At 58.1% G+C, this 24,090-nt stretch carries 25 protein-coding genes and 3 tRNA genes; 15 read left to right on the forward strand and 13 right to left on the reverse strand.

Features of this window, described 5'->3' with window-relative positions; translation table 11 throughout:
• Both OK438_07365 and OK438_07370 read right to left on the reverse strand, forming a co-directional pair.
• Nucleotides 1-1,148 (reverse strand): hypothetical protein (locus tag OK438_07365; GenBank protein ID MDA4125246.1); only part of this gene is annotated, 1,148 nt, incomplete at its 3' end.
• Nucleotides 1,149-1,200: 52 nt separating this feature from the next.
• Nucleotides 1,201-1,314, reverse strand: a tRNA-Arg gene (locus OK438_07370).
• 116 nt (nucleotides 1,315-1,430) lie between these two features.
• Here OK438_07370 and glmM point away from each other — a divergent pair.
• A complete protein-coding gene (gene glmM, locus OK438_07375) occupies nucleotides 1,431-2,798 on the forward strand; it encodes a phosphoglucosamine mutase (protein ID MDA4125247.1) in 1,368 nt (455 codons plus the stop codon).
• On the opposite strand, the gene thiL is transcribed toward glmM, so the two are convergent.
• Complete coding sequence (gene thiL / locus OK438_07380; GenBank protein ID MDA4125248.1) at nucleotides 2,790-3,728, reverse strand: thiamine-phosphate kinase; 939 nt, start codon at nucleotides 3,726-3,728, stop codon at nucleotides 2,790-2,792. The two genes, glmM and thiL, sit on opposite strands and share 9 nt — an antisense overlap.
• A 22-nt stretch (nucleotides 3,729-3,750) precedes the next feature.
• Nucleotides 3,751-5,046, reverse strand: coding sequence for a hypothetical protein (locus OK438_07385; GenBank protein MDA4125249.1), 1,296 nt, complete (start codon nucleotides 5,044-5,046; stop codon nucleotides 3,751-3,753).
• Nucleotides 5,047-5,162: 116 nt separating this feature from the next.
• Between OK438_07385 and OK438_07390 the strand changes: the two genes are divergently transcribed.
• Nucleotides 5,163-5,639 carry a hypothetical protein gene (locus OK438_07390; protein MDA4125250.1) on the forward strand — a complete coding sequence of 159 codons (477 nt, stop codon included), beginning with the start codon at nucleotides 5,163-5,165 and terminating at the stop codon, nucleotides 5,637-5,639.
• 23 nt (nucleotides 5,640-5,662) lie between these two features.
• Here OK438_07390 and OK438_07395 read toward each other — a convergent pair whose 3' ends face one another.
• The 3 genes from OK438_07395 to OK438_07405 are packed head-to-tail and all read right to left on the reverse strand — an operon-like array spanning nucleotide 5,663 to nucleotide 8,705.
• Nucleotides 5,663-6,994 carry a lyase family protein gene (locus tag OK438_07395; protein ID MDA4125251.1) on the reverse strand — a complete coding sequence of 444 codons (1,332 nt, stop codon included), beginning with the start codon at nucleotides 6,992-6,994 and terminating at the stop codon, nucleotides 5,663-5,665.
• A gap of 52 nt (nucleotides 6,995-7,046) precedes the next feature.
• On the reverse strand, nucleotides 7,047-8,288 hold the full coding sequence (locus tag OK438_07400) for a winged helix DNA-binding domain-containing protein (protein MDA4125252.1): 1,242 nt from the start codon (nucleotides 8,286-8,288) through the stop codon (nucleotides 7,047-7,049).
• A 57-nt stretch (nucleotides 8,289-8,345) separates the two neighbouring features.
• Entirely contained in the window at nucleotides 8,346-8,705 is a 360-nt protein-coding gene (locus OK438_07405) for an iron-sulfur cluster assembly accessory protein (GenBank protein ID MDA4125253.1), read from the reverse strand.
• Between the two features lie 296 nt (nucleotides 8,706-9,001).
• Between OK438_07405 and OK438_07410 the strand changes: the two genes are divergently transcribed.
• The 4 genes from OK438_07410 (at nucleotide 9,002) to OK438_07425 (ending at nucleotide 12,449) form a co-directional block, all read left to right on the forward strand.
• On the forward strand, nucleotides 9,002-9,139 hold the full coding sequence (locus OK438_07410) for a hypothetical protein (GenBank protein MDA4125254.1): 138 nt from the start codon (nucleotides 9,002-9,004) through the stop codon (nucleotides 9,137-9,139).
• Between the two features lie 92 nt (nucleotides 9,140-9,231).
• Nucleotides 9,232-10,836: an APC family permease gene (locus OK438_07415; GenBank protein MDA4125255.1), complete on the forward strand. Its 1,605-nt coding sequence runs from the start codon at nucleotides 9,232-9,234 to the stop codon at nucleotides 10,834-10,836.
• A 12-nt stretch (nucleotides 10,837-10,848) separates the two neighbouring features.
• Complete coding sequence (locus OK438_07420; GenBank protein ID MDA4125256.1) at nucleotides 10,849-11,817, forward strand: aromatic ring-hydroxylating dioxygenase subunit alpha; 969 nt, start codon at nucleotides 10,849-10,851, stop codon at nucleotides 11,815-11,817.
• A gap of 218 nt (nucleotides 11,818-12,035) precedes the next feature.
• Nucleotides 12,036-12,449, forward strand: coding sequence for a cupredoxin domain-containing protein (locus tag OK438_07425; protein ID MDA4125257.1), 414 nt, complete (start codon nucleotides 12,036-12,038; stop codon nucleotides 12,447-12,449).
• Here OK438_07425 and OK438_07430 read toward each other — a convergent pair.
• The gene (locus OK438_07430; protein MDA4125258.1) at nucleotides 12,446-13,321 is read right to left on the reverse strand and encodes a hypothetical protein; all 876 of its coding nucleotides are present in this window, start codon (nucleotides 13,319-13,321) and stop codon (nucleotides 12,446-12,448) included. The two genes, OK438_07425 and OK438_07430, sit on opposite strands and share 4 nt — an antisense overlap.
• 84 nt (nucleotides 13,322-13,405) lie before the next feature.
• On the opposite strand from OK438_07430, the gene OK438_07435 reads away from it, so the two are divergent.
• Entirely contained in the window at nucleotides 13,406-13,993 is a 588-nt protein-coding gene (locus OK438_07435) for a nitroreductase family protein (protein ID MDA4125259.1), read from the forward strand.
• Between the two features lie 67 nt (nucleotides 13,994-14,060).
• Here the strand turns inward: OK438_07435 and OK438_07440 are convergent.
• Nucleotides 14,061-14,171 (reverse strand) — tRNA-Thr (locus OK438_07440).
• Between the two features lie 85 nt (nucleotides 14,172-14,256).
• Between OK438_07440 and OK438_07445 the strand changes: the two genes are divergently transcribed.
• The 3 genes from OK438_07445 to OK438_07455 all read left to right on the forward strand — a co-directional run bounded on the left by OK438_07445 (nucleotide 14,257) and on the right by OK438_07455 (nucleotide 16,869).
• Nucleotides 14,257-14,341 (forward strand) — tRNA-Leu (locus OK438_07445).
• A 30-nt stretch (nucleotides 14,342-14,371) separates the two neighbouring features.
• Nucleotides 14,372-15,166, forward strand: a complete 795-nt coding sequence (locus OK438_07450) for a DNA/RNA nuclease SfsA (protein MDA4125260.1) — start codon at nucleotides 14,372-14,374, stop codon at nucleotides 15,164-15,166.
• Between the two features lie 23 nt (nucleotides 15,167-15,189).
• On the forward strand, nucleotides 15,190-16,869 hold the full coding sequence (locus OK438_07455) for a DUF885 domain-containing protein (protein ID MDA4125261.1): 1,680 nt from the start codon (nucleotides 15,190-15,192) through the stop codon (nucleotides 16,867-16,869).
• An 18-nt stretch (nucleotides 16,870-16,887) separates the two neighbouring features.
• On the opposite strand, the gene OK438_07460 is transcribed toward OK438_07455, so the two are convergent.
• Nucleotides 16,888-17,208: a winged helix-turn-helix domain-containing protein gene (locus tag OK438_07460; GenBank protein ID MDA4125262.1), complete on the reverse strand. Its 321-nt coding sequence runs from the start codon at nucleotides 17,206-17,208 to the stop codon at nucleotides 16,888-16,890.
• Nucleotides 17,209-17,312: 104 nt separating this feature from the next.
• Here OK438_07460 and OK438_07465 point away from each other — a divergent pair, with 104 nt between their 5' ends.
• The 5 genes from OK438_07465 to OK438_07485 all read left to right on the forward strand — a co-directional run bounded on the left by OK438_07465 (nucleotide 17,313) and on the right by OK438_07485 (nucleotide 21,925).
• Entirely contained in the window at nucleotides 17,313-17,591 is a 279-nt protein-coding gene (locus OK438_07465; GenBank protein MDA4125263.1) for a hypothetical protein, read from the forward strand.
• Nucleotides 17,588-18,523 carry a glycosyltransferase gene (locus tag OK438_07470; GenBank protein ID MDA4125264.1) on the forward strand — a complete coding sequence of 312 codons (936 nt, stop codon included), beginning with the start codon at nucleotides 17,588-17,590 and terminating at the stop codon, nucleotides 18,521-18,523. The genes OK438_07465 and OK438_07470 overlap by 4 nt, the downstream gene beginning before the upstream one ends.
• Nucleotides 18,520-19,431, forward strand: coding sequence for a hypothetical protein (locus OK438_07475; GenBank protein MDA4125265.1), 912 nt, complete (start codon nucleotides 18,520-18,522; stop codon nucleotides 19,429-19,431). Before OK438_07470 ends, OK438_07475 begins: the two co-directional genes overlap by 4 nt.
• A gap of 94 nt (nucleotides 19,432-19,525) precedes the next feature.
• Nucleotides 19,526-21,097: a glycosyltransferase gene (locus OK438_07480; GenBank protein ID MDA4125266.1), complete on the forward strand. Its 1,572-nt coding sequence runs from the start codon at nucleotides 19,526-19,528 to the stop codon at nucleotides 21,095-21,097.
• A 129-nt stretch (nucleotides 21,098-21,226) separates the two neighbouring features.
• Nucleotides 21,227-21,925, forward strand: a complete 699-nt coding sequence (locus OK438_07485) for a class I SAM-dependent methyltransferase (protein MDA4125267.1) — start codon at nucleotides 21,227-21,229, stop codon at nucleotides 21,923-21,925.
• Nucleotides 21,926-21,956: 31 nt separating this feature from the next.
• Here OK438_07485 and OK438_07490 read toward each other — a convergent pair whose 3' ends face one another.
• The 3 genes from OK438_07490 to OK438_07500 are packed head-to-tail and all read right to left on the reverse strand — an operon-like array spanning nucleotide 21,957 to nucleotide 24,090.
• Complete coding sequence (locus OK438_07490) at nucleotides 21,957-22,199, reverse strand: hypothetical protein (GenBank protein ID MDA4125268.1); 243 nt, start codon at nucleotides 22,197-22,199, stop codon at nucleotides 21,957-21,959.
• Nucleotides 22,200-22,934, reverse strand: a complete 735-nt coding sequence (locus OK438_07495) for a glycosyltransferase family 2 protein (protein ID MDA4125269.1) — start codon at nucleotides 22,932-22,934, stop codon at nucleotides 22,200-22,202. It abuts the gene before it with no gap.
• A complete protein-coding gene (locus OK438_07500) occupies nucleotides 22,927-24,090 on the reverse strand; it encodes a methyltransferase domain-containing protein (GenBank protein MDA4125270.1) in 1,164 nt (387 codons plus the stop codon). The genes OK438_07495 and OK438_07500 overlap by 8 nt, the downstream gene beginning before the upstream one ends.

The following is a 24,090-nucleotide window of genomic DNA, read 5'->3' on the forward strand; positions in this document are numbered from 1 at the left end:
ACGTTCTTCTCGTCGGAGACCAGTCCCTCGCTCTCAAGGAAGTGCTGCGCGCGGGCGAAGCTCGAGCGCATGTCCTCGACGACGTCGGAGGGGAGGGTGTTCTTGTTCGTGGTGTACGTGGCCTCGATGTCTCCCTTGTGACCCATGAAGAAGGCCCTGTAGTCCCTGATCATCAATCCCCTGGACTCCGCAAGCATCAGCCGCGTTGCGAAAGTGACACGCAGGTCATAGGGCCTGGCGTCGATCCTGCAGTATACCAGCCTCTTCTTGATGATCCTCCCGATCAGCGTGGTCCTCATGAAACGGTTCTTGCTGCGCCAACGGTTCGACATCCCTGGCGTCAGGAGAGGGGACGAAGCGTCGAGCTTCTCACCCACCTTCGCTCTCTCCTCCAGGTACTCGCTGAGAAACCTGCACCCCTCTGCCGGAAGGAAGGTGAAGTATTGGTGCCTGGTCTTGCTCAGGTCCCTTCTGACCACTATCATTGCCGGTATCTTTCGGAATGAGACCTTGACCTCGCCGGAATCGTTTTCCATCACCAGTTCCGGCATGTCTCCCAACGTGAGACCGTCCGTTCCTTCGTAATTGCCTAACGATTCAGGCCTCAAGCCCGACTCGATGATCACGACGGCGGCGCTTCTCGCCTGGGAGGATGCCGTTGAGAAGAGCAGCGCTTGCTCGGAGCTGGTCAGCGCGTCCTTGTTCCTGAGGGTGGGAGTGTCGTTCTCGCCCCTGATCTTGATCTTCCCCACGACCTGGACTCCATTGTGAGAGAGCCATGATTTCACGGCCTTCATGTTCGACTGTATGTAGCTGCCGGCCTTTCCTTGGTTCTCAAGCTCGGTGACGAGGTCCATCAGGAAATTGTAGGCCCATCGCTCGTCCGACCTCGCGTGCAACACCAGATCGTGTGGACGGAGGGCCCTTGTACTGCAAAGGAACCCGAGCCTGCGCAGGTAGACGCTGGCCGTAAGCCTTGATCCCCTACAGACATTATCATACCAGCGCTGAAGGTCCGTGTCCTCCTTCAAGAGAGCCCAGTACGGAGACCTCGACCTTCCCCTGTAGACCCGGCTCTTTTCACCACTTGTGGAATTGCCTTCTTCCTTCTTTCCGGGAGGACCCTCTTTGACCAGTCCTTGATTCACAATAGAGATGTCGCCGGATATTCTTAACGGGGGTTCCAGCACTGAAGAGTAGCGGGCCCGGTGGGATTTGAACCCACGACCTCTGCGAGCCTTCGGCTCCCTACAGCTTAGAAGGCTGCCACGCTATCCGTACTTCGCTCTCAACGTGGATCTGCGCTACGGGCCCGAGGAACGCCGTCCGTGGTTTCGACATAAGTCTTTGCCGCACCTCCCCGTCTCACAGCGGTCGAACCGAGTCCTAATTCGGAAGGATTTTATCACATGTGAGGTGAAACAGACGCCTTGGCCGCATCCCAGCAGCGGCTCTTCGGCACCAACGGAGTGAGGTTCGTCCCCGGCATCTCCTACGACCTGGATTTCGCGATCAACCTCAGCGAGGCCATCGGGACATACTTCGGAAGCGGGGAGGTCCTTGTTGGCCAGGACGGAAGGGTCTCCAGTCCCGCCCTTGCCAACGCAGCCATCTCAGGACTGATGAGCTCCGGCGTGGACGTGGCCGAGGCCGGGCTCGTCCCCACTCCCGCCCTCCAGTACGCAGTGAAGACCATGGGCTCCAGAGGCGGAGTGATGGTCACCGCTTCCCACAACCCTCCCCAGTACAACGGCCTGAAGGTCGCCGGCCCCGATGGAGTCGAGATTCCCAGACTCGACGAGCAGAGGATAGAGAAGATATTCTACGACAGGTCGCAGACGAAGGCCGACTGGAAGGGGATAGGGGTCGCGAGGCCCGAGCCTTCGGTCGTGAAGAACTACATCTCAGGGATCCTCTCCAAGGTAAACTCCAAGGTCATCTCCGACAGAAAGCTCACTGTCGTGATAGACGCAGGCAACGGGGCCCAGAGCGTCGCCGCCCCCTATCTCGTCGAGGCCCTAGGCTGTAAGGTGATCACTCTCAATTCCGTAGTGGACGGGACTTTCCCGGGCAGGGGACCCGAACCGACACCCGAGACCCTGAAGGACCTATCCGTCACCGTGAAGTCTGTCGGCGCCGACCTGGGGGTAGCCTTCGACGGCGACGGCGACCGCTCGATGTTCTGCGACGAGGAAGGTCGAATCCTCTGGGGGGACCAGACGGGGTGCATGATCGCCGACTACATCCTGGAGAAGCATCCCGAAGGAACGGTCGTCACCTCTGTCGCCTCGACCCAGGCAATCGAGCTCGTAGCGAAAAAGCACCGGGCGAAGGTCTACAGGACCATGGTCGGAAGCGTAGAGGTCTCCCGGACGCTCGTGGAAAGAAAGGGCCTCTTCGGGTTTGAGGAGAACGGAGGGTGCATGTATGCGCCCCACATCCCGGTCCGCGACGGGGCCATGACAACGGCCCTCATGCTCGAATGTCTTGCCAGCAAGGGGATGGCCTTCTCCAGAGCCCTCGCCTTCGCTGTCCCGAAGTTCTATCAGTCTAAGGGCAAGTTCGAGGTGGACAGGAAGAAGGTCGACTCGGTGATGAAGGCCGTCGAGCACCAGGCCAAGGGGGAGGTCGGGAGAATCGACGGGGTGAAGGTCTGGATAGATGAGCAGTCCTGGGTGCTGGTTAGGCCGAGCGGGACCGAATCGATAGTCAGGATCTTCGCCGAATCAGACAGCCAGGAGAAGTCCGACTTGCTCCTGAAGAAGTTCTCAAAGATCGCGAAGGCTGCCTCAGTCTAGGTGCGTCCAGCCGGCATCCTCTATCCGACGCCAACGTCCCTTCGACTTCAGCACCATCTTGCCTTTCTTGGATGTCGCCCGACCTATCCGGAGAAGCTTGCCCCCGGCCTGTCTTGCAGCCTTCTCGGCCGCAGCGAGCTTGGCCGGCGCCACCGTCCCCACTATGACATACTCCTCTCCGCCTCCCAGGACAAGTTCGTCAGCCGAAAGCCCATTCAGTTTTGCGAAATTCGCGACCCCCTCCGCGATTGGCAGCGAGTCCACTTCGAACCCCACGCCGCCGGCCCTTGCAAGGGTGTGGAGGCTCCTCGCAAGCCCGTCGCTGGAATCCATGGCTGAGGTCAGATACTTCCCGAGCGCCAGACCGACGGCGAGGTTCGGGCTGGGGTCGGTTACGCTCCTGACCACTCTCTTCCGGAATCTGCTCTCGGCCCTGGCCCCCTCCTCCAGGATCTGCAGCCCCGCGGGTGGATTTCCAAAGGCGCCGGTAACCACCAGGATATCTCCAGGCTTCACTCCATTTCGTCCGACCACCCGCCGACTGAACCCCAACATCACGCAATCGATCACAAGCTCCGAAGCTTCGTTGGTGTCCCCCCCGACCAGGTTCACCCCCCACTTCCTCTCCGCATCCCTCAATCCTTCCCCAATTTGGTTCACTTGGGCTTGGGTGGTCCCCCTCCTCAAGCCGAGCGAGACCATGAACGAGTCCGGCTTCACCCCCTTGGCCGCGAAGTCGCTCACGCACATGGCCACCGCCTTCCTCGCCGCCTGTCTGTAGTCCATCCCGGCCGGCACATCAGTCCCCTCGACGAGCATGTCCACCTTCAGCACAAGCTTCCCCCCGCGGGTGGGGACCAGGGCCACATCGTCGCCTATGGGATAGTATCCAGAGGGAACCCTCCCGGCCTTGCCAAGGATCGATTGTATGACCTGCAGTTCGTCAGGCGTCTTACCTGCTCAGCTCCTTGATCTTCGCAGCGAAGGTCTTCGCAATCTGGCCCGCCCTCGCGGAGGTTCTCGCCTCGGCCGAGACCCTCACCAGGTCTTCGGTCCCCGAGGGCCTGACGAGGACCCATTCATGCTTGTCCAGGATTATCTTCACCCCGTCCGAAGTGTCGGCCCCGTTGTACTTCTTTGCGAGGGCCTTGAGCGCCTTCTGCACCCTTCCGCGAGGAACCACCAGGGCCACCCGCTCCTGACAGTAGGAGGGGATTGAATCGTACAGCTTCCTCCCCTGCTTCCTGAGCCCTCTTATGATCACAAGCGCAGCCAGCATCGAGTCCCTGCAGTAGTTGAACTCCCCGTCTATCAGGCCGCCGCTGCTCCCCTCTCCGCCGAGCCTCGCTCCCTTTTCTTTCATGACCGCAACCGCGTTGGCCTCTCCCACCTTCGACCGAAAGACCTGCCCTCCTGCCTTCACGACCACGTCATCCACTGCCTGGGTGGTGTCAAGCGACACCACGACCCTCTCGCCCCGTTCGACTACCTCCGAGAGCGCCAGCGTCAGCATGTAGTCGCCTGACTTCTTCCTTCCTCCAGAGTCGACGATGACCAGCCTATCTCCGTCGCAATCGAAGGCCAGTCCAATGTCGCATCTCCTTTCCTTGACAAGCTTCCTGAGGACAAGGAGCTCGTCCGCAACCGGGTCGACCTTCCTGTTGAAGACCCCATAGGCGTCATTGACGGAGACAATCTCGCAACCGAGCCTCTTCAGAACTTGCGGGGAGTGCGAAGCTGCCGCCCCTCCCCCGAGGTCCATGGCCACCTTGATTCCATCGCAGGAGCCAGCTCCGAACCGCAAGACGAGGTCTTCCACATAGGTCGGCCGTGTAGCTCTCCTAATCGTCCCGGCTCCGAATTTATCTCGCCTCCCGGGCTCCCCTCCAACGACCGCGTCGAAGACTTCCTTCCCTATGCCTATGCCCTCGTCTATGAACTTCAAGCCGTTGAACTCGGGCTCGTTGTGCGATGCGGTGACCATGACCGCCGGCTTCCTCCTCTCCCGACTCTCCCTGAACAGAGCCGGCGTCGAGATTATCCCGTAGTCGAGAACCTGTGCCCCCCCGGCCATGATCGCTGCAGCGGCTGCTCTGCTCATCGCCGGCCCTGTGCTCCTCGTGTCTCTGCCTAGGAGGACTTCGTCCGACCCGACCGCGATTACGAAGTTCCGTGCGAAGCGCGAAACGTCCTCCAGGGTCATGTCCTGGTTGAGTATCCCCCTGATGCCGCTCAATGACGCTATCAAATGGTTCGCCCGCGTAGTTACGCAAAGGGTCGCTTAAGGTGAACGATTTTTGAGCTTGGGTCTTTTGATTGCTGGAGGGCTCCTTCTGAAACGAGTTGCGGGTAAAGGGGTTCCGCGTGAAGAGGAACGCAGGAATCGGGGAGTACAAGCTGACGGATGTCTTTGAAGGCCTCGAGTCCTCTTCCTCCCTCCTCAAGGTCTTCGGTTCGAAGGCCCAGATGACCAAGGTGATGAAGCACCTCAAGCTTCGGGTCGAGCCCCACGACTCCGGACTCTGGCTGGACAGGGCCACAGGGACCATATGCGTCGGGTTCAAGCAATTAACCAGCGCGAAGGCCGAGTTCCTCTACCTCGATGTCATCCACGTCTTGGTCCACGTCAGGCAGTTCCTGGAGGGTAAGGAGCTGTACGACCAGGCCTTCGAGTACGTAGAGAGGCCGACCGAGCTGGAGGCCTACAGGTTCACCATCGCCGAGGCCAGGAGGGTCGGCATGGGCGAAACCGAGATCCTGAGGTACTTGAGGCTGGACGCCGCGGACGACTCGGAACTGGGAAAGCTGATCGAGAAGATAGGCGTCAGGGCGCGCCGGTGAATACTTCCGTTTTCCGCTGAAAACTACTTCCGAGCCTTCTTCGACGGGATCCCTGGCTTCACCAGGTCTTTCATCTCGAGCATCGAGTCGACCTCCTTGGGTCCGTAGCCGAGCCCCGCAAGAGCCTTCCTGATGGGGACTCCCTTGGCAATCTGCTTCCCCAGGACTGCTGCCTTGTCGTAGCCTATCTTAGGAGAGACCACGGTGATGAGTGCGGGGCTCGTCTCCGCATAGCTCCTTAGTTTCCCTTTCATGGGGACCACTGCATCCACAACAAGCGACGCCACCTTGCTCAGCGCCTCGGTCAGGAGCTTCGCCTGGAGCACTATGTTGTATCCCATCAGGGGTACTCCCATGGTCATCTCGAACTCCCCAAGGGTGGCGGCGACAGTGTTGGCGGAGTCTAGCCCCTGAACTTGGGCGCAGGCCAGCAGTGCGCTTTCAAGCGTGACCGGGTTCGTCTTGCCGGGCATTATGCTGCTCCCCGCCACCTCCTCCTGGGTCGGGATGTCTATCTCTCCAAGCCCCGTCAGCGGTCCCGAGAACATGAGCCGCAGGTCCTGGCAGAGCCTTGAGAGGTCCACGCATACTGACCTCATCATCCCGCTCAAGGACGAAACGTCCGTGAGGAGCCTGGTGGGCCTGAACTTGTTCTTCGCGCTCGAGAACCCCAGCCCTGTCCGCTGGGCGATCTCCTTCGCCACCATCCCTCCGAACCTCGGGTCAGCGTTGAGTCCTGTCCCCACTGCCGTCCCCCCGATTGGAAGTTCGAACAGGTATTTCATCGCCTTCTTCACCAGCTGGGCGTCCTTGTCGAAGGCGTCAGCATAGGCCCCGAATTCCTGACCCATGGTCACCGGGAGCGCGTCCCGTAGATGCGTCCTCCCGGACTTGTAGACCGTCGAAGTCTTCTTCGAAAGCGCAACCAGGCTCTTCCGCATCTTGTCCATGGCGGGCAGAAGGTCTGCGTTCACCGCATAGGCGGCCGCGATCCTAACGGCCGTCGGGCCGACGTCGTTGGACGACTGGTTCATGTTGACATGGTCGTTCGGGTGGACGGTCTTCCCAAGTTCGGCCGACGCGAGCTCCGCGAGTAGTTCGTTGGCGTTCATGTTGAGCCCGGTCCCCGACCCTGTCTGGAAAACATCGACAGAAATCTGGTCGTCGTGAGTGCCCTTCATGAGCTCCTTTGCCTTCGCCTGAATAACCCTGCTCAAGTCCGCGTCGAGGAGGCCCAGGGCCGCGTTAGACTTGGCAGCCGAGAACTTTATGGCGCCGACCGCCCAGATGATTTCGCGCGGGAAGCGCGTCCCCGTGCTCAAGAAGACCCCCTTGGAGCCCTCTACGTATTTCATCGAGCCTGCGCGGGCCCTCACTGCTCTTAAGCCTACTCCTGAAAATGGGATTTCAGCGAAGCGACCCCTTCCAGAAATCCGGGACCCTGCTGGGGTAGACCACTTCCTTCGCGCCGAGGAACCCGCCAAGGTCTTCAATGGCCCTCGCGACCTCGTCAGCGGCCTGCCTGTCGTGGGGAGCCCCCTTCTCAGCGTGAACAGCGTTGACGACCAGCCTCTTCCCTCTTCTGTCCATGACAGGGTCGACTCTGCCGATCAACCGGTCCCCCTGCAGGATTGGGAGGACGTAGTAGCCGTGGGTCCGCTTGTGCTTGGGGGTGTAGATCCCTATCCTGTAGTGGAATCCAAAAAGTGCGTCCGTCCTGTCTCTGTCGCAGATCAGGTTGTCGAAGGGAGAAAGCAACGTCGTCCTCGGCCTCCAGCGTCCTGACTCGATGCGGTCGAGCAGCTTCAGGTCGTCCGAATGCACGTAGTACTGCTCCTTCTCCCCTTCCACCTGGACCCGCTCGACCTTCGATTCATCCTCCAGACGTTGGAGGGTCCCGACTAGGTTCGGGTATCTCCCCCGAAGGAAGTGGAACCTGATATTGGCCTTGGTCGCCATACCGAGTGCCTTGATTGCCCTCTGGACGGCGTGATGCTCTACCTCCTCTTCGGTCAGGTCTCCTTTCTCTGTCCAGGCAGGGAGGAACTCCTCCGTAAGCCCCCAGACCTTCTGTATCCCCTGCCGCCCGACGACCATGATATCGCCCCGGAAGAAGAGATATGTGAGCATCCGGGAAACGTCGCTCGAAGAACTCCACCCCATGGTATGCTTGTTCATGCGGGGTTTTTCGAACTGTCTCGAAAGGCGCGGCCCCCTTTTCAGTTCGTCCAGGATGTACTGCTTCACCTTGGCGTTCTCCCTTACCCATTCCTTGACTCTGGCCCCCCACAGCGGAGAGATCGGCGCGTCGTCCGGCCAGTTCTTCATCATCGGATAATACAGCGGGTAGTCTTCGGTGAGGACGATCGAGGCTCTGTGCGCCCAAAACTCGAAGAGCTTCTTTTCCTTCCAGAGGAGCTTGTCCAACTCCGAAAGGGCATAGCTCCCCAGCCGGCTCCATAGCACAGTCTGGTGACTCGGAGCGACCGCGCTGATCGGGTCGAGCTGTAGGCATCCGATGTCCCGGATCACTTGGAGAATCCGCGCTGCGTCATGCTTCGTCCTGGATTCGTCCGCAAGATGCTGCTTGACTATGGAAAGCCTTCTCGCAGACTCGCGCGAAGTGACGATTCCGGCCCTAGGGGACAAACGGTGCGGGGTGTCGGCCAGCTGAAATAATCGTTGCGAAGCTGAAGGGATTGGAGCCTAGTGGCCGCCGTGGTTGCCGCCGCAGCCGCACTCTTCCGCGTGGACGTTGGGGTTCTCGATCTTGAAGCCAGTCCTCTGAAGGCCTTCTACGAAGTCAATCTTGGACCCCCTGATCAGCTCTTCGTCTGCCTTCCCCACAACGACCTTGAATCCGCCGACCTTCTCGAAGACGTCGGTTTCAGCGGGCTTCTCTTCCAGGCTGAGAGCGTACCTGTATCCGCCGCTGCAGGCGCAGCCGCCACCCTGGTAGACCTCGATCCTCAGATACGAGTCTGAAGCCTTCTCCGCCTCAAGGACCTTGCTCAACCGCTCCTCCGCAATGGACGTGAAGTTCACCAAAGGCTGCATTTTTTGCATTCTTTTCTCATCTGCCCCCTCTTTCTATTTAATACTTTCTTAGACTGATACTGCACAACGAATGTTGGGTTTCCACCCTCTTATCTGCATTCATGGCCCGCCAGGCCGTGACCCGACCGTTAACACCAAGAACCAGAACCCTCCAAGTTACCAGAACCCTTAGACTGCGTCTATGAGTCAGCCCTCGGGCGGATAGAATAGGGGAAACGAGCCCCTTAGACGCGACAAATGTTTTTGGCAGAGACACCAGAGATTGCCAGAGGGCCTTGACCGAGTATCGTTATTGCGAGAAGTGCATGATACGCACCGAACACGAGGCGATAGTCGACACCAGGGACTACAACCCGAGGGGACGGGGTCTGTACAAGTGCAAGAGGTGCGGGAGGGTCAAATCGATGCGCCATCTGCGGCCTAGCTCCGAAATAGGCTACTGATTTTCACAAGCCGACCCAGTTTTACCATGAACTTGCTAACACACGAATATATACACTGGATTTTTTAGCAGTATCACTTGCCTGATTCTGACATGCCCGAGAAGAAGGCGCCTGCGGCTTTCGTAAGGGAGAGCACAGGTCTGGTAAAGAATGTCTCCTTCATCGACACCATCTCGCTCAACCTCAGCAACATGTCGATTGGGCCGCTGCTGACGACCATAGCCGGCTCTACAGTCGCCACGCTCTTCATCGTCCCGACGGTTACCGGACTTAACCTCGTCGCGGCCTCGATTATTGCCTTCATCCTCTCGATTCCCCAGGTGATTGTTTACACGATGATGTCCCGGCGCTTCCCAAGAACCGGCGGAGATTACGTCTGGATCTCCAGGACCTTCGGCGGGTTCTTCGGCAGCACGATGTCATTCTTTGGATATACTATGGAGACGCTCGCGTTCCTCGCCCTTGTCGCGGTGTTGACCGATTTCGCAATCGGAAGCGTCGGGCTGACCATGGCTTTCTCCTACTACGGCTACACGGGGACGGGTGCGCTCCCGATATTCAACTGGTTCAGCCTCTTTTCAGACCCGACTACGCAGTTCCTGGTCGGGGCGATACCCTTCGCCGGCGTCATCCTCCTGAACATCTGGAAGCCGAAGGCAGGGTACAGGCTCGTGTCTGCCCTGACGATCTTCGGGGTGTTCGCCCTCCTGCTGGCCATCGGGACTCTCCTTTGGGCAGGCCAAGCTGGCGTGCAGAACTACATCAACGGCAATGCCCCGTTCTTGCAGTACGGCGGGGCTAACTCGACCTATCAGGCGTTGGCGAGCTCCTACAAGCCGTCCAGCCTCCCGTTCGACATCAACTTCTCGAACGTTCTCTACATCATGCCTGTGATGTTCGCCTTCGTCTATCCCTGGCTCAACGCTGCCCCGGCGGTTGCGGGTGAGATCAAGGGCCAGAGAGCACTGAAGTGGAACGTCCCGATTTCAGCGATAACCGCTTTCGGTCTGCTGACCTTGGCGCTGGGCGTCCTCTACTACGTGGCGGGAATGCCCTTCGTGAACGCGGCCTTCAGTAGCCATGCATGGAGCGTCGCTGGGTTGAACTTCTTCACCCTCGCCATGGCAGTGTCTGGGAACGTCTATGTCGCTTGGATAATCGGCCTGGGGCTAATCCTGATGCAGTTCGGCACCATCGCCTACGGAGTCATAGTCTTCTCGAGATACCTGCTGGCGCAGTCATTCGACAGGTTCCTCCCGTCTAAGCTCTCCTACGTCAGCCCAAGGTTCGGCTCTCCCATCGTCGCGATGCTGGTCGACCTGGTGATCGCCGTCGGACTCATCGCCCTCGCGACCTACTTCTACGGGAGCTTCTCGGCACTCTTCAGCGCGATCCTAGCCTCGATGATCTACTTCGTATTCATCGGGCTGGCCGCCGCAACCCACGCCTTCAGGAATGAGAAGGGGGGCGCGAGGGTACTCCTCGGCACGGCTGGGATACTCAGCGCTGGCGTCTTCGCGTTCATCTCCTACCAGTACCTCACCAGTCCCACCTTCGCCATCTTCAACTGGATCAACGAATCATACCTCATAATCACGCTGATTGGCGGCGCGGTGATCTACCTCGCCTCGTGGCAGTATCACAAGAGAAAGGGAATCGACATTTCCCTCAACTACAAGGAACTTCCGCCCGAGTAAGCCCTTCACGTTATGCTACTGGATTCAGTGCTGCTGAACGAATGGCACGTGGTCGCACGCTCATCGGACCTGGCCGAGGCTTCTCTGCTCGGTGCCAGGGTCCTCGAAGAGGAGCTCGTCCTCTGGAGGGTCAAGGGGAGGGCCAACGTCTGGCAGGACCTCTGCGTCCACCGGGGGACGCGGCTCACCCTGGGGGCCATCGAGAACGACAGGCTCGTCTGCGGCTACCACGGCTGGACCTACAACGCCGACGGCGAATGTGTGAGGTTTCCTGCCCATCCTGAGCAGACTCCTCCACCCACTGCCAAGGTCAGGACGTACCAGACGGAAGAGAAGTACGGTCTGGTCTGGGCCTGTCTGGGTGAAAGCCCCGGGAAGATTCCCGCGTTCCCAGAGTGGGACGACCCATCCTATCGGAAGATCTTCTGCGGCCCCTACCGCTACAGGGCGAGTGGGCCCCGGGCGGTCGAGAATTTCCTCGACGTCGCCCACCTCCCCTTCCTGCATGCTGGCTACCTGGGCGAGAAATCTCATGCCGAAATCCAGGACTATCAGGTGGACGTGACGGACGGGGGCATCGAGGCCCGGGACGTCCTCATCTGGCAGCCCGACCCCGACGGCACTGGAATCGGCAAGAACGTCAACTACACCTACAGGGTCCTGCGCCCCCTGACCATGTCGCTCTCCAAGAAGACGGAGGAAGGGGTCTTCTCGATCTTCGCGACCGTCACCCCAGTCAGCGAGTCCGAGTCTGTCGCCTGGTTCTGGCTCGCGCTGAATTACTCTCACGAGATGCCCGAGGAGGAGCTGAGGGCCTTCCAGGACAAGATAACAGACCAGGACATACCCGTGGTTGAGTCCCAGAGGCCCGAGAAGCTCCCACTCGACCTTCAAGCCGAGCTCCACCTCAGGTCCGACAGGATAGCCGTCGCTTACAGGAAGTGGCTGAGACAGTTGGGGCTGACGTTCGGGACAGCCTGAAGGCTACAAAGGAAAGCGGTCAGACCTTCTCCTTCATCGCCAACGTTACCGGGTCCTTCAGTATATACTGCGACATCTTCTGCCCGATTCACTGGGCGATGCAGAGCAGAGCCCTCTTGGCTAGTCGATTGTGGGCGAAGTCGTCCAAACCACAAATGTAGGAGATTCTGACATGATTCTGAAGTAGCCTTATAGAGAAAATCTTCAGTCATTCATCCGTGCAAACAGCCCGACCGACGAAAGGAGGGAGAGGCAGAACCATAGCCATCATCGGCGTCGTGATTATCATCGCGGTTGCAGCGGGAGCATATTACTTCTTCACTTCTCGCCCACGGACTGTACCAGTGACCATCCCGAACGGAATAAGCTCCAACCAGACCCTCAACTTTACCCCGAAGGCTATCACCGTCGTGGTCGGAGTGAACAACACGATCCAATGGACAAACCAAGATTCTGCAGCACACACCGTCACCTCCACCTCGATCCCATCAGGGGCAAGTTCCTTTGATTCAGGCAACCTGAACGCCGGCGCAACCTTCACGGTCACCCTGACCACCCCCGGGACCTACCATTACCTTTGCTCCATCCACCCCGCGTGGATGATAGCGACAATAATCGTAAAGTCTGGCTAGACCTGAGCGGCAGACCTACGGGTTTCATCCAGTACGACGCACCCTTCTCTGAACACTCTCCCGAGACTTCGTGAAATCAGATAGGGTGTGGCCAGGAGGACCGGAAGGCTGAGGAGTATGAAGACCGGCTGGTAATACGCCAGGAGAACGGCAAATGAGACGGCCCCTCCGCCGCCCAGCACATTGGCGAAGAACAGTCCGGCACAGGTAGGGCAGCCAGTGAAGAGGCCTACCATGGCCCCCAACCCTCCCACCCAACCTCTCCCAACTCCTTTGGCTCGGCTGTCGAAGGCGAACGCCACCAGCGCGAAGTTCAGGCCAACCAGGGTCGAGGTCGCCAGAAGGAGCAGTACGGTCAGTGGTATCAAAAGGAGTCCGAGGTGGTTGACCACGTAGACAGTGACCACAGGCGAATAGAGTGGAGCTCCGCAGCAGGCAGTGACGACGGCCGAAGGCAAGCTGGCACCGTAGGCCTGTCCGAAGTCAACTCCGGGCTGATAGACAATCATACTGGTAATCGCCGCATAGAAAAGTCCGTAAAGAACTGCCGCAGCTACGAAGTAACGCCGGTACTTCTTGACTGACAGGACGTGGGGTATCAACCACGCAGGCGACAACGGGGTGACTCCTCTGGCCACAGTCGTCCTCTGTCTGCTCGCCACTTCCTCTCGCAGGCCGAGGAACACCATCGCTACGCCTACCAGCAGAACCACCAGGTAGGTTTCGGCCACCAGAGTGAAGAACGCTGCCCGCTGAGGCGTTACGAATGCCATGAACCCTTCCTCGTTGACATAGATGAAGGTCGACGCCGCGGCCACAGCCACACCAATCAGAATCACAATGGGAACCGCCTGCCAGAAACGACCGCTCATCTGAATCTGAGAATCACGCGGCCGGTTCGTTCGTTAAAGGTTTCTGGGCAACGCTAACATTGCGCCGCTTATTGGCCACTGCCGATGGAGTTCGAGGAGACGGTCCGCAAGAGGAGGATGGTCAGGCACTTTTCCGGTCGGCCAGTTCCCGAAGCAGCCGTCAAGCGCATAATGGAGCTCGCCCAGCACGCACCGAGCGCAGGCTTCAGCCAGGGAAGCGCCTACGTGGTGGTTACTCAGAAAGCCCTGAAGAAGAAGGTCGCCCGACTCCAGGGCGAGGTCGGATACACGAAGGGTGGTTTCCACCAGTGGATCTCAGAGGCACCAGTCGACATCGTCGCCTGCGTCAGCGAGAAGCTGTACCACGACAGATACAACGAACCCGACAAACTACAGAACGGCAAGGAGATTGACTGGCCGACTCCCTACTGGTTCTTCGACATCGGCGCCGGGTGCATGACCATCCTCCTCGCAGCGGTCGACTCGGGACTTGCTGCAGCCTTTTCCGGCGTGTTCGATCCGGCGGCAATGAGAAAGCTCCTGGGAATCCCCCGTCACTTCCATCCAGTCGGCGTAATTTCCATTGGCCACCCAGCCAAGGACAAGAGGTCTCCGTCCCTGAAAAGGGGAAGGCGGCCCTCCAATCAGGTGGTTCACTACGGGAAATGGTGAATGCGAGCCCTGAGAGATTTGCCGAAGATTCTTGACCCGAACCAGGCAATCGGCCAATTTGTAAGGAAGCCGGCGGAGGGCTACCCGCCTGCCGAAGCAGGTTTCGATCCCTCGACCCCACGCTTACGAGGCGTCTGAGCCCCCTGCGGTGTGCTCTACTAGGCTGAGCTACGCCGGCTCAATCTCGACCCGAGCCGACTGGGCGTTAAATCCTTGCTCCTGCGGAAAGGGTTTTAGAATTGAGAAGAAAGGCCTCACTTTGCGCGGGGGTCGCCCAGCATGGTCAACGGCGTGGGACTGAGGCTCCCATCCCTTAGGGGTTCGTGGGTCCAAATCCCACCCCCCGCATTAATCTAGTCCGGCCCTGGCCGCACTGTCGTGGCGCGCAATTCCACACCACCCGCCTACCCATTCAACCCGCCCCTGTCGGAAGGGATTGTGATGTCCCGGCCCAACAGGTTTGTCATGATGGTGCAGTCCAAGGGCCGTACGCTGAGATGCCACTGCCCGACCACCGGCAGACTCGGCGACCTCGACCTACACGGCATCCCCTGTCTGTTTTCCAATGCCCGGAACACTGCTCGGAAGACGGCCTTCACCGTCGAGGCGGTCTCAGCAGGTAAGACTCGAGAAAGGCCGAAGTCCTGGATCGGGATCAATCAGACCGCCGCCAACCGATATATCGAACATCTCCTAAGAACAGGACAACTCTCCAGGATGGTCAAAGGAGAAGTGAAGCGGGAGGTGAGACTCGGCTCTTCGAGAATTGACTTCCAAGTTGGACGGACCTACCTCGAAGTCAAAACTCCTCTGATTGTCCTACCTTCCGCGCCCGGGGTTCGATCAGTGAGCAGGAGCAGGTTCAACTCCTATGACCGCTTGATCAAGCACATGACCGAACTAAGCAAGTCTCTCAAGGACGGGAAGCGTGCAGTCATCGTCATGTGCTACCTCTATGACGCCAAACGGTTCAAACCGCCGTCAGGCGACAGCGACAACTCCCGAATCCTGGACGTGGCCCGGAAGGCGGAGGAAACCGGGGTCGAGACCTGGCAGGTCAACTTGAACCTCGACAGGAACGGAGTCACTCTGAACAAGTACTTCAGAAACCACTTGTTCTCCCGGAGCCGCACCAGAGATCATTCCAGTAGCGGACCAGAATCGCATAAGTAGCTACTCCCGCAAGAACGCGCCTGTTGCAGCCCGGAGCCAGCGATTTCCTGGGGAACCTCGCGAAAAAGTACTGGGATGTACGCATGTCCGCCGACCCACTTTTCGCGACGGTCATAGGCGACCGGCGTTTCAGCGACCGTCTCCCAGACATAACCCCTGAGGCACTTTCGCAAGTCGAAGGCAAGTACAAGTCAATTCTGACCCAGTGTCACGCAATGCCCGCAGATTCGCTTTCCGTTCGAGGCAGGCTGACTAGGACAGCTCTCCTGGAAGAGGTGAGTGCACAGCTAGACTACCTGTCGTGCCGCCTAGGAGATTGGACCGTGGACCCACTCCAGGGACCACAGATTGAGTTTCTGAACATGGAGTCCTATCAGCCTGCAGGGACTCCTGCGGAGGCGAATGCCATGGTAAGCCGATGGAACGGGATAGGCCATTTCTTCGACGACCACATCGCAAACCTTCGTCGAGGCCTCGGAGAGGGCAGGGTGACAGTCCGCGACTGCGCCCAAAAGGTCATCGACGAAATTCACGACCTGAAAGGCAGGCCTGACGCCGAATGGGCGATGCTCCGCCCGCTATCCGCCAATCACGAAGACTGGTCCGAGGTCGAACGGCAGGAGTTCCGAGACCGAATTCTACTGACCTTCAACGAATCAATCCGCCCCGGCTACATCAGGTACTTCGAGTTCCTAGAAACCGAAGTTCTGCCATCCGCCCGCCTGCAGGACCACCCCGGAATAATGCACATCCCCGGGGGAGTCGAATCCTACTCTCGCCTGATACGCGTCCACACTTCTCTCAACCTCGCCCCCGACCACCTGCACCAGACGGGGCTCCAGGAGGTCGCGAAAATCAACAAGGAAATAGAGGTTCTCGGAGGTCGAGCCTTCGGCACAGGAGATAGGAAGCAGATCCTCCACAGGCTGAGAACTGACCCGTCATTGTACTTCTCCACCAGAGACGAAGTGGCCGAGAAAGCGGCGACCGCCCTGGCCAAGGCCAGGGACGCCATCAAGAACTGGTTCGGGAGGCTCCCGAGGGCCGAGTGTGAAGTGGTGCGCATGGAGGAGCACGAAGAGAAGAACTCGACCATCGCCTACTACCGCCAGCCCGCGGCGGACGGCTCAAGGCCTGGCCGCTACTACATCAACACCTCCGAGCCTGAGACCAGACCCCGCTACGAAGCCGAAGTGCTCGCCTACCACGAATCGATTCCAGGACATCATCTACAGATTGCCATAGCTCAGGAACTAGAGGGAATCCCGGAGTTCCGTAGGCAATCAGGGGTGACCGCATTCGTGGAAGGATGGGGGCTCTACACCGAACGCCTGGCGGACGAAATGGGCCTCTACTCGTCCGACCTCGACCGGATCGGCGTCCTCTCCTACGATGCCTGGCGAGCGTGCCGGCTAGTCGTTGACACAGGTATGCATGCGAAGGGCTGGACACGCCAGCAGGCAATCGACTTCATGTTTGAGAACACGGCCCTGGCAAAGAACAACATAGTGAACGAAGTGGACAGGTACATCACTTGGCCAGGACAGGCCTTGGCCTACAAGACGGGGCAGCTCGAAATGATGCGGCTAAGGCAAGAATCACAGAAGAAACTCGGCGAAGAGTTCGAAATCAAGAAGTTCCACGACTCGTTGCTGAGTAATGGGGCACTCCCTCTTGAGGCACTCCGCGAAGTGCTGCAATAGCAGAATCTCCTTAGTTCATCACCGATCTTCTGTCTTAGCCAAATCCAGATGCAACTCATCTGAAATCCTCTTGAAAATATCGATGCTCGCCTCCAGCCTGGGGGAAAGGAAGTACATGGCGCCGTACTTCTCTCCTTGGGTAACAACCAGGGAATTTGCCTTCAGTACTTCTACATGGTGGGTGATTGTCCTGTAGTCGACGCCGAGCTTCTCCGCCAACTGGTTTAGGTTCAGAGGCCTGAGACTGAGCTCATGAATGATTCGCGCACGGTTCTCGCCGCCCCTCGCACCGCCCAGGACGTACCAAAGCACGCGTTTCAGCTCATGGTCTTCAGGCAAGGAGGCTCCACATGTCGCTTCCGCGAACTTATAGGTCGAACTACCCAGGATTTTGAAGAGATTCTGAAATAGCCTTTTAGACAAACGAGGCATGAATCGATAGGATGACTCCTCTCCTAGTGCTCGCGATAGCCCTCTATTCGGCTAACGCGGTTCTATTCGGATTCCTCGCCCATGTGTATGGAAAGACTGCCCTCTCGACAAAAGCGAAGTACGCTACTGGACTGTTCGTCTTCTCGCTTCTCCTAGTAGTTCAGAGCTTAGGAACAGCAATAGCCTACACTTCCTTTTCAGCATATCTTGACGACGCTGCACCCTATTGGTCGATCATGGGTTCCTTCGAGCTCGTCGGGGTACTCGCTCTGCTGAGGATTACCCTATGAGCCTGACTGAACACATCACCTCTCCTTCAGACTGCACCGTAGGAATCTGCGCCACGGGCCAGGCTGAAGACACGCCAGCTCTCGTAAGTCTCGTCCTCGCGGAGAGCTTCCCTGAAGGACTTCAGTTGAAGAAAGTGATTGTCGTCGCGAGCGAGTGCTCTGAAACAACAGTCTCGAAACTGAGGGCAATCCAGAAGCAAGAGAACCGGGTGCAACTCGTCTCCGAAGAGGTAAGACACGGCAAAGCAGATGCGATAAACAAGATCCTGACTCAAGCCAAAGGAGACATGATTGTCTTCGTAAACTCCGATGCCCATCCTCAGTCCGGGGCGATATCTCATTTGCTTTCAATCCTCACCGCCGACGGACGCGTGGGCGCTGTCTCGGCGATGCCGGTAACCCAGCGCGCCGCAGGGGTGGCCTTCTCCATCGCAGACCTGATGTGGGCCACGCACAACCAATGCTCCCTCACGCTGAACCACATGAACCTGTCAAACCACACCTGCGACGAGCTCGTAGCATTCAGGTCGAAGGCCCTGACACTGCTCCCGGAAGGCCTCGTCAACGACGGCGCATTCATGGCCTCGACCGCCCGAAGGAAGGGGTACACAGTGAAATTCTCCACCGCGGCCAAAGTGGGGATTGAGACACCACAAAGGGTCTCCGACCTGATCGGCCAACGGAGGCGCATCCTGTTCGGTCACGCCCAGGTCTGGCGCAGAGTTGGGAAACCGCCAAGGACCGTCGAGTCTCTCTTGGTCTTCTCGCCATCGATTGGACTGAGGCTCCTCACCACGACAGTATCGAGGTGCCCTAGGTATCTTCTCGTGCTCCCCGTCGCCGTGGTGACCGAGTTTGTGGCCTCTGTCCTGGCTGTCTGGGATGGGCTCCGTTCGACGAAGAGGCATACCGTCTGGAGGAGGTTCACTTGACCCTTTCAGAGAGCAGCGCGGCTCGGATCTCCCTTCTAGTCGACGTGGCTAGGAGGCAAGGCTCCCTCATTTCGCTCCGCGAACTCCTGCCCCTCCTAAACGAGAGGACAACCGAAGCGGAACTCGCTGAAGCCTTCGACACCTTTCCTGTTCTCGGTTCCAAGTTCGAGCTGAAATCGGGGTACGTCACAGCGAAGTCAAGTGCCGTCAGGGAGGCCCTGCTCAACAAGGAAAGAGGAAACAGGAAGGTGGCCGCGAGGAACCTGTCATATGCTGCCCAATTCATGCCCCTGATTCGTTCGAGCCCGTTCCGCATGGTCGCCGTAAGCGGGTCGACCTCCTACATGTCCAGCTCGCAATCACGTGACCTGGATCTGTTCTGCGTGGCCCCGCGGGGCAGAATGTGGTTCTCCCTCGCACAGGCTCTCCTGTTGGCGAGAGTCTTCAACCTAACAAGGTCCGCGGCACCTCAGCTCTGCCTCAGCTGTGTGATGGACCAAGACTACGCAGAATCAATCTTCGCAAATGAGCAGGACGCTCTGTTCGCGAGAGACGCTTTGGCGTCCGTAGTTCTGATGGGTCGAGACACCTATGGATCGTTGCTGCGAAGTGCGAGTTGGATTCAATCGTTATACCCGGGTGCCTACTCCTTGCGCAGCAGACAGGTTTCGCCCACAACCGCACCCCAGAGATGGGCGAGGTCATATGAGTTGGTCCTTGACCGGTTCCTCTATGTTGTCGTCGGTTCCTTCATCAAGATGAAGGCTTTCATCCTCAACCGGAAACTCGCAGGCCGTCAGAGAAGGGAAGGGGTTTTCAGGATCCGTGCAGGGTATGACCACCTCATCTACGAATCAGCCAGGTACGCCGGGCTCAGGGCCGCCTATGCCGCTGTTCGCGCCGAGTGAATGGGCGTTCAGATTGATGAGATATCATGTCTCGGCTCGACAGTCCCCGTCTAGCTCGAGGCAGGATGTCTCAGACAATTCGGAGCAGTAGGCTATGCTTGCCGCACCAGGTCTGTCGATCGCAGGTATCCTGCTTCTGCTTTCAGTCCTTCTGAGCGTTGCCTTCTTCGTCTACGGTCTGAACACGTTGCATCTGACCCTAAGGTCCAGGCGGTACAGATTACCGGAGATGGCCCCGCTCACCAGCAGGCCTCCGGTGGCAATACATCTTCCAATCTACAACGAATTGTACGTCGTCGGCAGGCTGCTGAAGTCCTGTGTAGGCGTCGCAGATCGCTACGGAATGGGCCTGGTCAGGATCTTCGTCATCGATGATTCCACCGACGAGACGCGCGAAGAGATTGACCGCTTGGCCTCCGACTACTCTGCCCAGGGCTACAAATTCAAGGTTATCAGGCGAGGAAGCCGGGCCGGTTTCAAGGCGGGGGCTCTCCAGACAGCCCTTGAGCAGACCCAGGAAACGTACGTGGCCATCCTCGACGCTGACTTCGTCCCTCCGGCCGACTTCCTCGAAAGGACCGTCTCCGTGATGGAGAACGACGCGGACGTCGGGTTCGTGCAGGGGAGGTGGGGCCACCTGGACAGGAACTACAATACCGTCACCGAATCCGTGGCGATTGGGGTAGACGCCCACTTCTACCTAGAACAGCAGGGAAGGAACGGCAGCGGCTACCTGATGAACTTCAACGGAAGTGCAGGCGTCCTCCGGACCGACGCCATAAGGAAGGCCGGGGGGTGGGCTTCGGACACCCTCGCAGAAGACCTCGACGTGAGCTACAGAATCCAGTTGGGTGGTTACAGGGGGGTCTACCTGAACGACCTAGAGGTTCCTGCGGAAGTTCCCCCCACAATCGCCAGCATCAAGCGACAGCAGGGAAGATGGGCGAGGGGGTCGTTGCAGACTGCCAAGAAACTCCTGGGCAGGATTTGGAGAACCAAGAACCTATCGACGGGTCAGAAGGTCGAGGCGGGGATTCATCTGACCTACTACCTTGTACATCCTCTGATGGTCGCCTCGTTCATCCTTGTGGTGGTCGCTGATTTTCTCTCTCTGGATGCGATCCGCTACGGTGTCCAAGTGGGAGTCCCGACATTATCGATGGCGTCGGGTTCGGCTAGCATCACCATTGAGACCATACAGGTCGTGCCATGGCTGGTCTTCTCAGCACTGATCGTCCTGTCGACCCTATCGGTGCTGATGTACTGCGTGCAGGCGGTCAGGGTCCAGAAGCTGGGTCTCTTCGCGAACCTGAGGAAGATAGCGTTCCTCGTCGTCCTTGGTTATGGGATGAGCATCAGCAATTCAGTCCAGGCGCTCAACGGTCTTCTGTCAAGTGAGACCGGCACTTTCTCTCGGACGCCAAAGTATGCCGTGGTCCATACGGGCGAAGATTGGAGCAAGAAGAAGTACCAGATTCCGTTGAACTCCACGACCTTCCTTGAGGCAGGAGCAGTCGTGCTAGCCATATTCGCATCCGGGTGGGCGGTCTTGACTGGGAACCTGGGGATTCTTCCGATCTTGTTTGTCTATCTAACAGGCTATGCATTTATACTCTATCTTACCATTCGACAGAAGATCGAATCTGGGGGGCATCGCGACGCCTAGTCTCAAAAGATTCACCTAGGGCGCAGTTCAACTGAAAAGAAGGTTAAGGGCCGGGACAAACGACCAGACCTCGGGCAGCTTGGCTTGAGTCTGGGAGAAAACGCCTCGCACGAAGTCAGACTTCCATGGTTGGCGAATTACGAAAAATACGATTACCGCCAGGTGTGGGCGGGCAAGCGTCTTGAGGACGCGGCACAGAAACACATCATATCCAGCTGGCTCACTCCCGCCGAGAGGTGTTTGGAACTCGGGTGCGGCTTCGGAAGAATCACCCAGATTCTCGAACCGACTTTCAGAGATATCTTCGCACTGGAATACACTCCGAGAAACCTGACAATTGCGAAACAGAGGCTGAAGAAGACCAATCTTGCTAGGGCGGACATATCGAGGATCCCTGCGAGAGATTCCAGTTTCGACTGCGTGGTCATGATTCGGGTCATCCATCTTCTTCCAGACCCCACGGCCGTCCTGAGGGAGGTAGCGCGGGTCTCGAAGGACGGCGCAACAGTAATCATCAGCATGCCGAACTTGGCAATGAACAACTTGCTCTGGGCTGCGAGGGGGCTCCGAACCAGGAATTCCGCGCGCGGTCCCTTTGTTTGGCCCTATGACGCGGGACCATACTTTGTCCCGATTAGTGACATCGCGCCGAGTGCTCTCAGGCTCGATAATAGAAGGGGAACTGGACTCCTAGACAACGCCGCAGGAAAGCTTCTGGAGCGCTTTACCCATCTCTATCTACTCGACGTCGCGACCAGCCCTCTTTGGTTCTTCAAACTGGATGTCTTCTTGAAGTTCCGGGTGGTAAAGACACAGGGCGACAAGTAGTCCGCCAATCTGGCAAGAGACCTTGGCGGGCCTACCCCCGGGCATTCCCCTTGAATCTGGAAAGCCTGTCCCATTCATGAATTATCTTCCTGATGTCATATCCGCATTCTTCCACGATTCCAGGGTAGGGGTCTGTCGTGGGGGCGACCTTGGCCCCCAGAAAGGCAGCAGAAACGAAGAAGAAGCAAGCCCTCTTCTTGGTGGTGAAAGAGACGAGAAGACCGTTTGGTTCAACGAGTATCTTGACCGCCGTCCTCTCCTGCACCAGTTTCATTCAATCCACCAACCTCAGATTGCGCCATTGGTCGGGCTGTAGGTAGCCTCTCAGGAACTTCAGATAGGAGACGGGCAGGTAGAGGACGTTCCTGTAGCTGCGGCTATTCAAACTCTGCAGAATGAACACCCGGAGTACGAACAAGAGCTGCCCGAGGCTGAGACCACCAGCAATTCTAGTGTTCGCTCCCTCCCACTCGGGTTTGTACTTGCGGAATCGTGACCGGTGAACCTTTGAGTTGGGGACGAAAACGGTGGAGAGACCGAGTGACCGAAGTCTTCGCTGAACGAAGTATTCTTCGCGGGCGTTGATCTCGCTTGGAATGACCCGCCCTCTGAAGTCCCTGGACCTCAGCACCACGAAACCCATCGGGAGCCCATAGGCGAATCGGTGGCCTACTCCCATCCCCTCCACCGCCCCAACCCGGGGGTCCTGCAATATCCTAGTGGCATCCCGGAAGAAGGAAGGTCGGACAAGCTCCTCGTCACTATCTACGAACGCCAGGAACTCAGTCTGGACCAGCTGAAACGCAAGTTGCCTGGCGTATCCCAGCCCGACATTCTCAAGATGCACCTCCGCCCCGAATTTCATCGCTATCTGAGCAGAAGAGTCGGTGCTATGCTGGTCGATGACCATCACCGGCGAGTCGGGCTCGCTCACACTTATGCTCGATAGACATCTTTCAAGCGTCATCGCAGAATTGTGCGTGCACACGAAAAAGGTCAGTTCACGCATTTCTGGAATAGACTCCAAGGAAGTGGTCGCCGAGCCGGTTCCACGGAAGGTGACCCTGAATGGCGACATCGGCGCGCTCCACGAAGCGGAGCGCCCCCTGGGGAGGGAGGTACCGGGTAAGGTTTGATGGGGGGAGGAGTATCCCGACCCCGTAGACACTCTTCAACCTGAAGTAGCCCGAAAGGGCCGCAGATACGTCTGCCACCGAATACGCGTTGGAAGCGACACAGAACCTCGACTTGCCAACTGGCACTGGATTACGGAATCGCGCGAAAGCCATCGAAGGCCTCAGCCTAAGAGAGTAGCCGAGGATCTCGTACATACAGTACCTGTTCCAAACGCCGAGTACGAGTTCACCATCATTCTTGATGAGCCGATGAAGACCGTCAACCATAGCCCCAAGCCGGGGCTCAGTGTTGACCGCGCCGTAGGTCGAATACGCGCCGTCAACCTTCTCTATGCCAAGCCCCTTGACGACGCTCCTGATTTCGTACGGCCTGCAGTGCAGCGGAACAACACTGTCCTCTAGTCCCTCACGACGAGCCTTCTTCATCATTACGTCGAGCATTCTAGATGATATGTCGCAGGCAAGTACTTTGACGCCGCGCCTTGCTAGGCTAAGCGTTTCAGTGCCCGTGCCGCAGCCTACCTCAACAACTTGATCACCGCCACCGAAGAGACTGCGAAGGAGACTTACGGAACGATTCCGAAGCCACAGATTCATCGGATTCCCAAAAATATGGCTGTCGTAGGTCTCTGCAACGCCGTCGAACGCGGCTTCAAGGTCAGAGTAGACCAGCTCGTCATAAGCTTCCGGTTCCTGGTCCAGAAGTTCGATTTCGACGTAAGTTGATTGGCCCCAATAGCGCTTCCTCACTTCCACCTCCCCGTATTTTCTGGTGAACGCCCCAAGAACGGGGTCCTTCAAGGAGTTCACCCGCACAAATCTTGCCTGCCCCTTCCATCGGCTGTTGCCTCCTGTGACGGTCAGAGAGGAATTCCGTTCCAGATTTGCCACCCAGTCCTGTCCGGTCCCCACCTGAGGGAAGACGACCATCCGTCCCCCGTACATCACGTACCTTACTAACACAGGATGAGGCTTCCCCGTTTTCCTCCCAGTGGTAACGAGGCGCACATACTGCCCGGCGTCGCTCAA

It is taken from the genome of Nitrososphaerota archaeon, from assembly GCA_027887005.1.
In the GTDB taxonomy this organism is placed as follows: Archaea; Thermoproteota; Nitrososphaeria; order Nitrososphaerales; family Gagatemarchaeaceae; genus UBA183.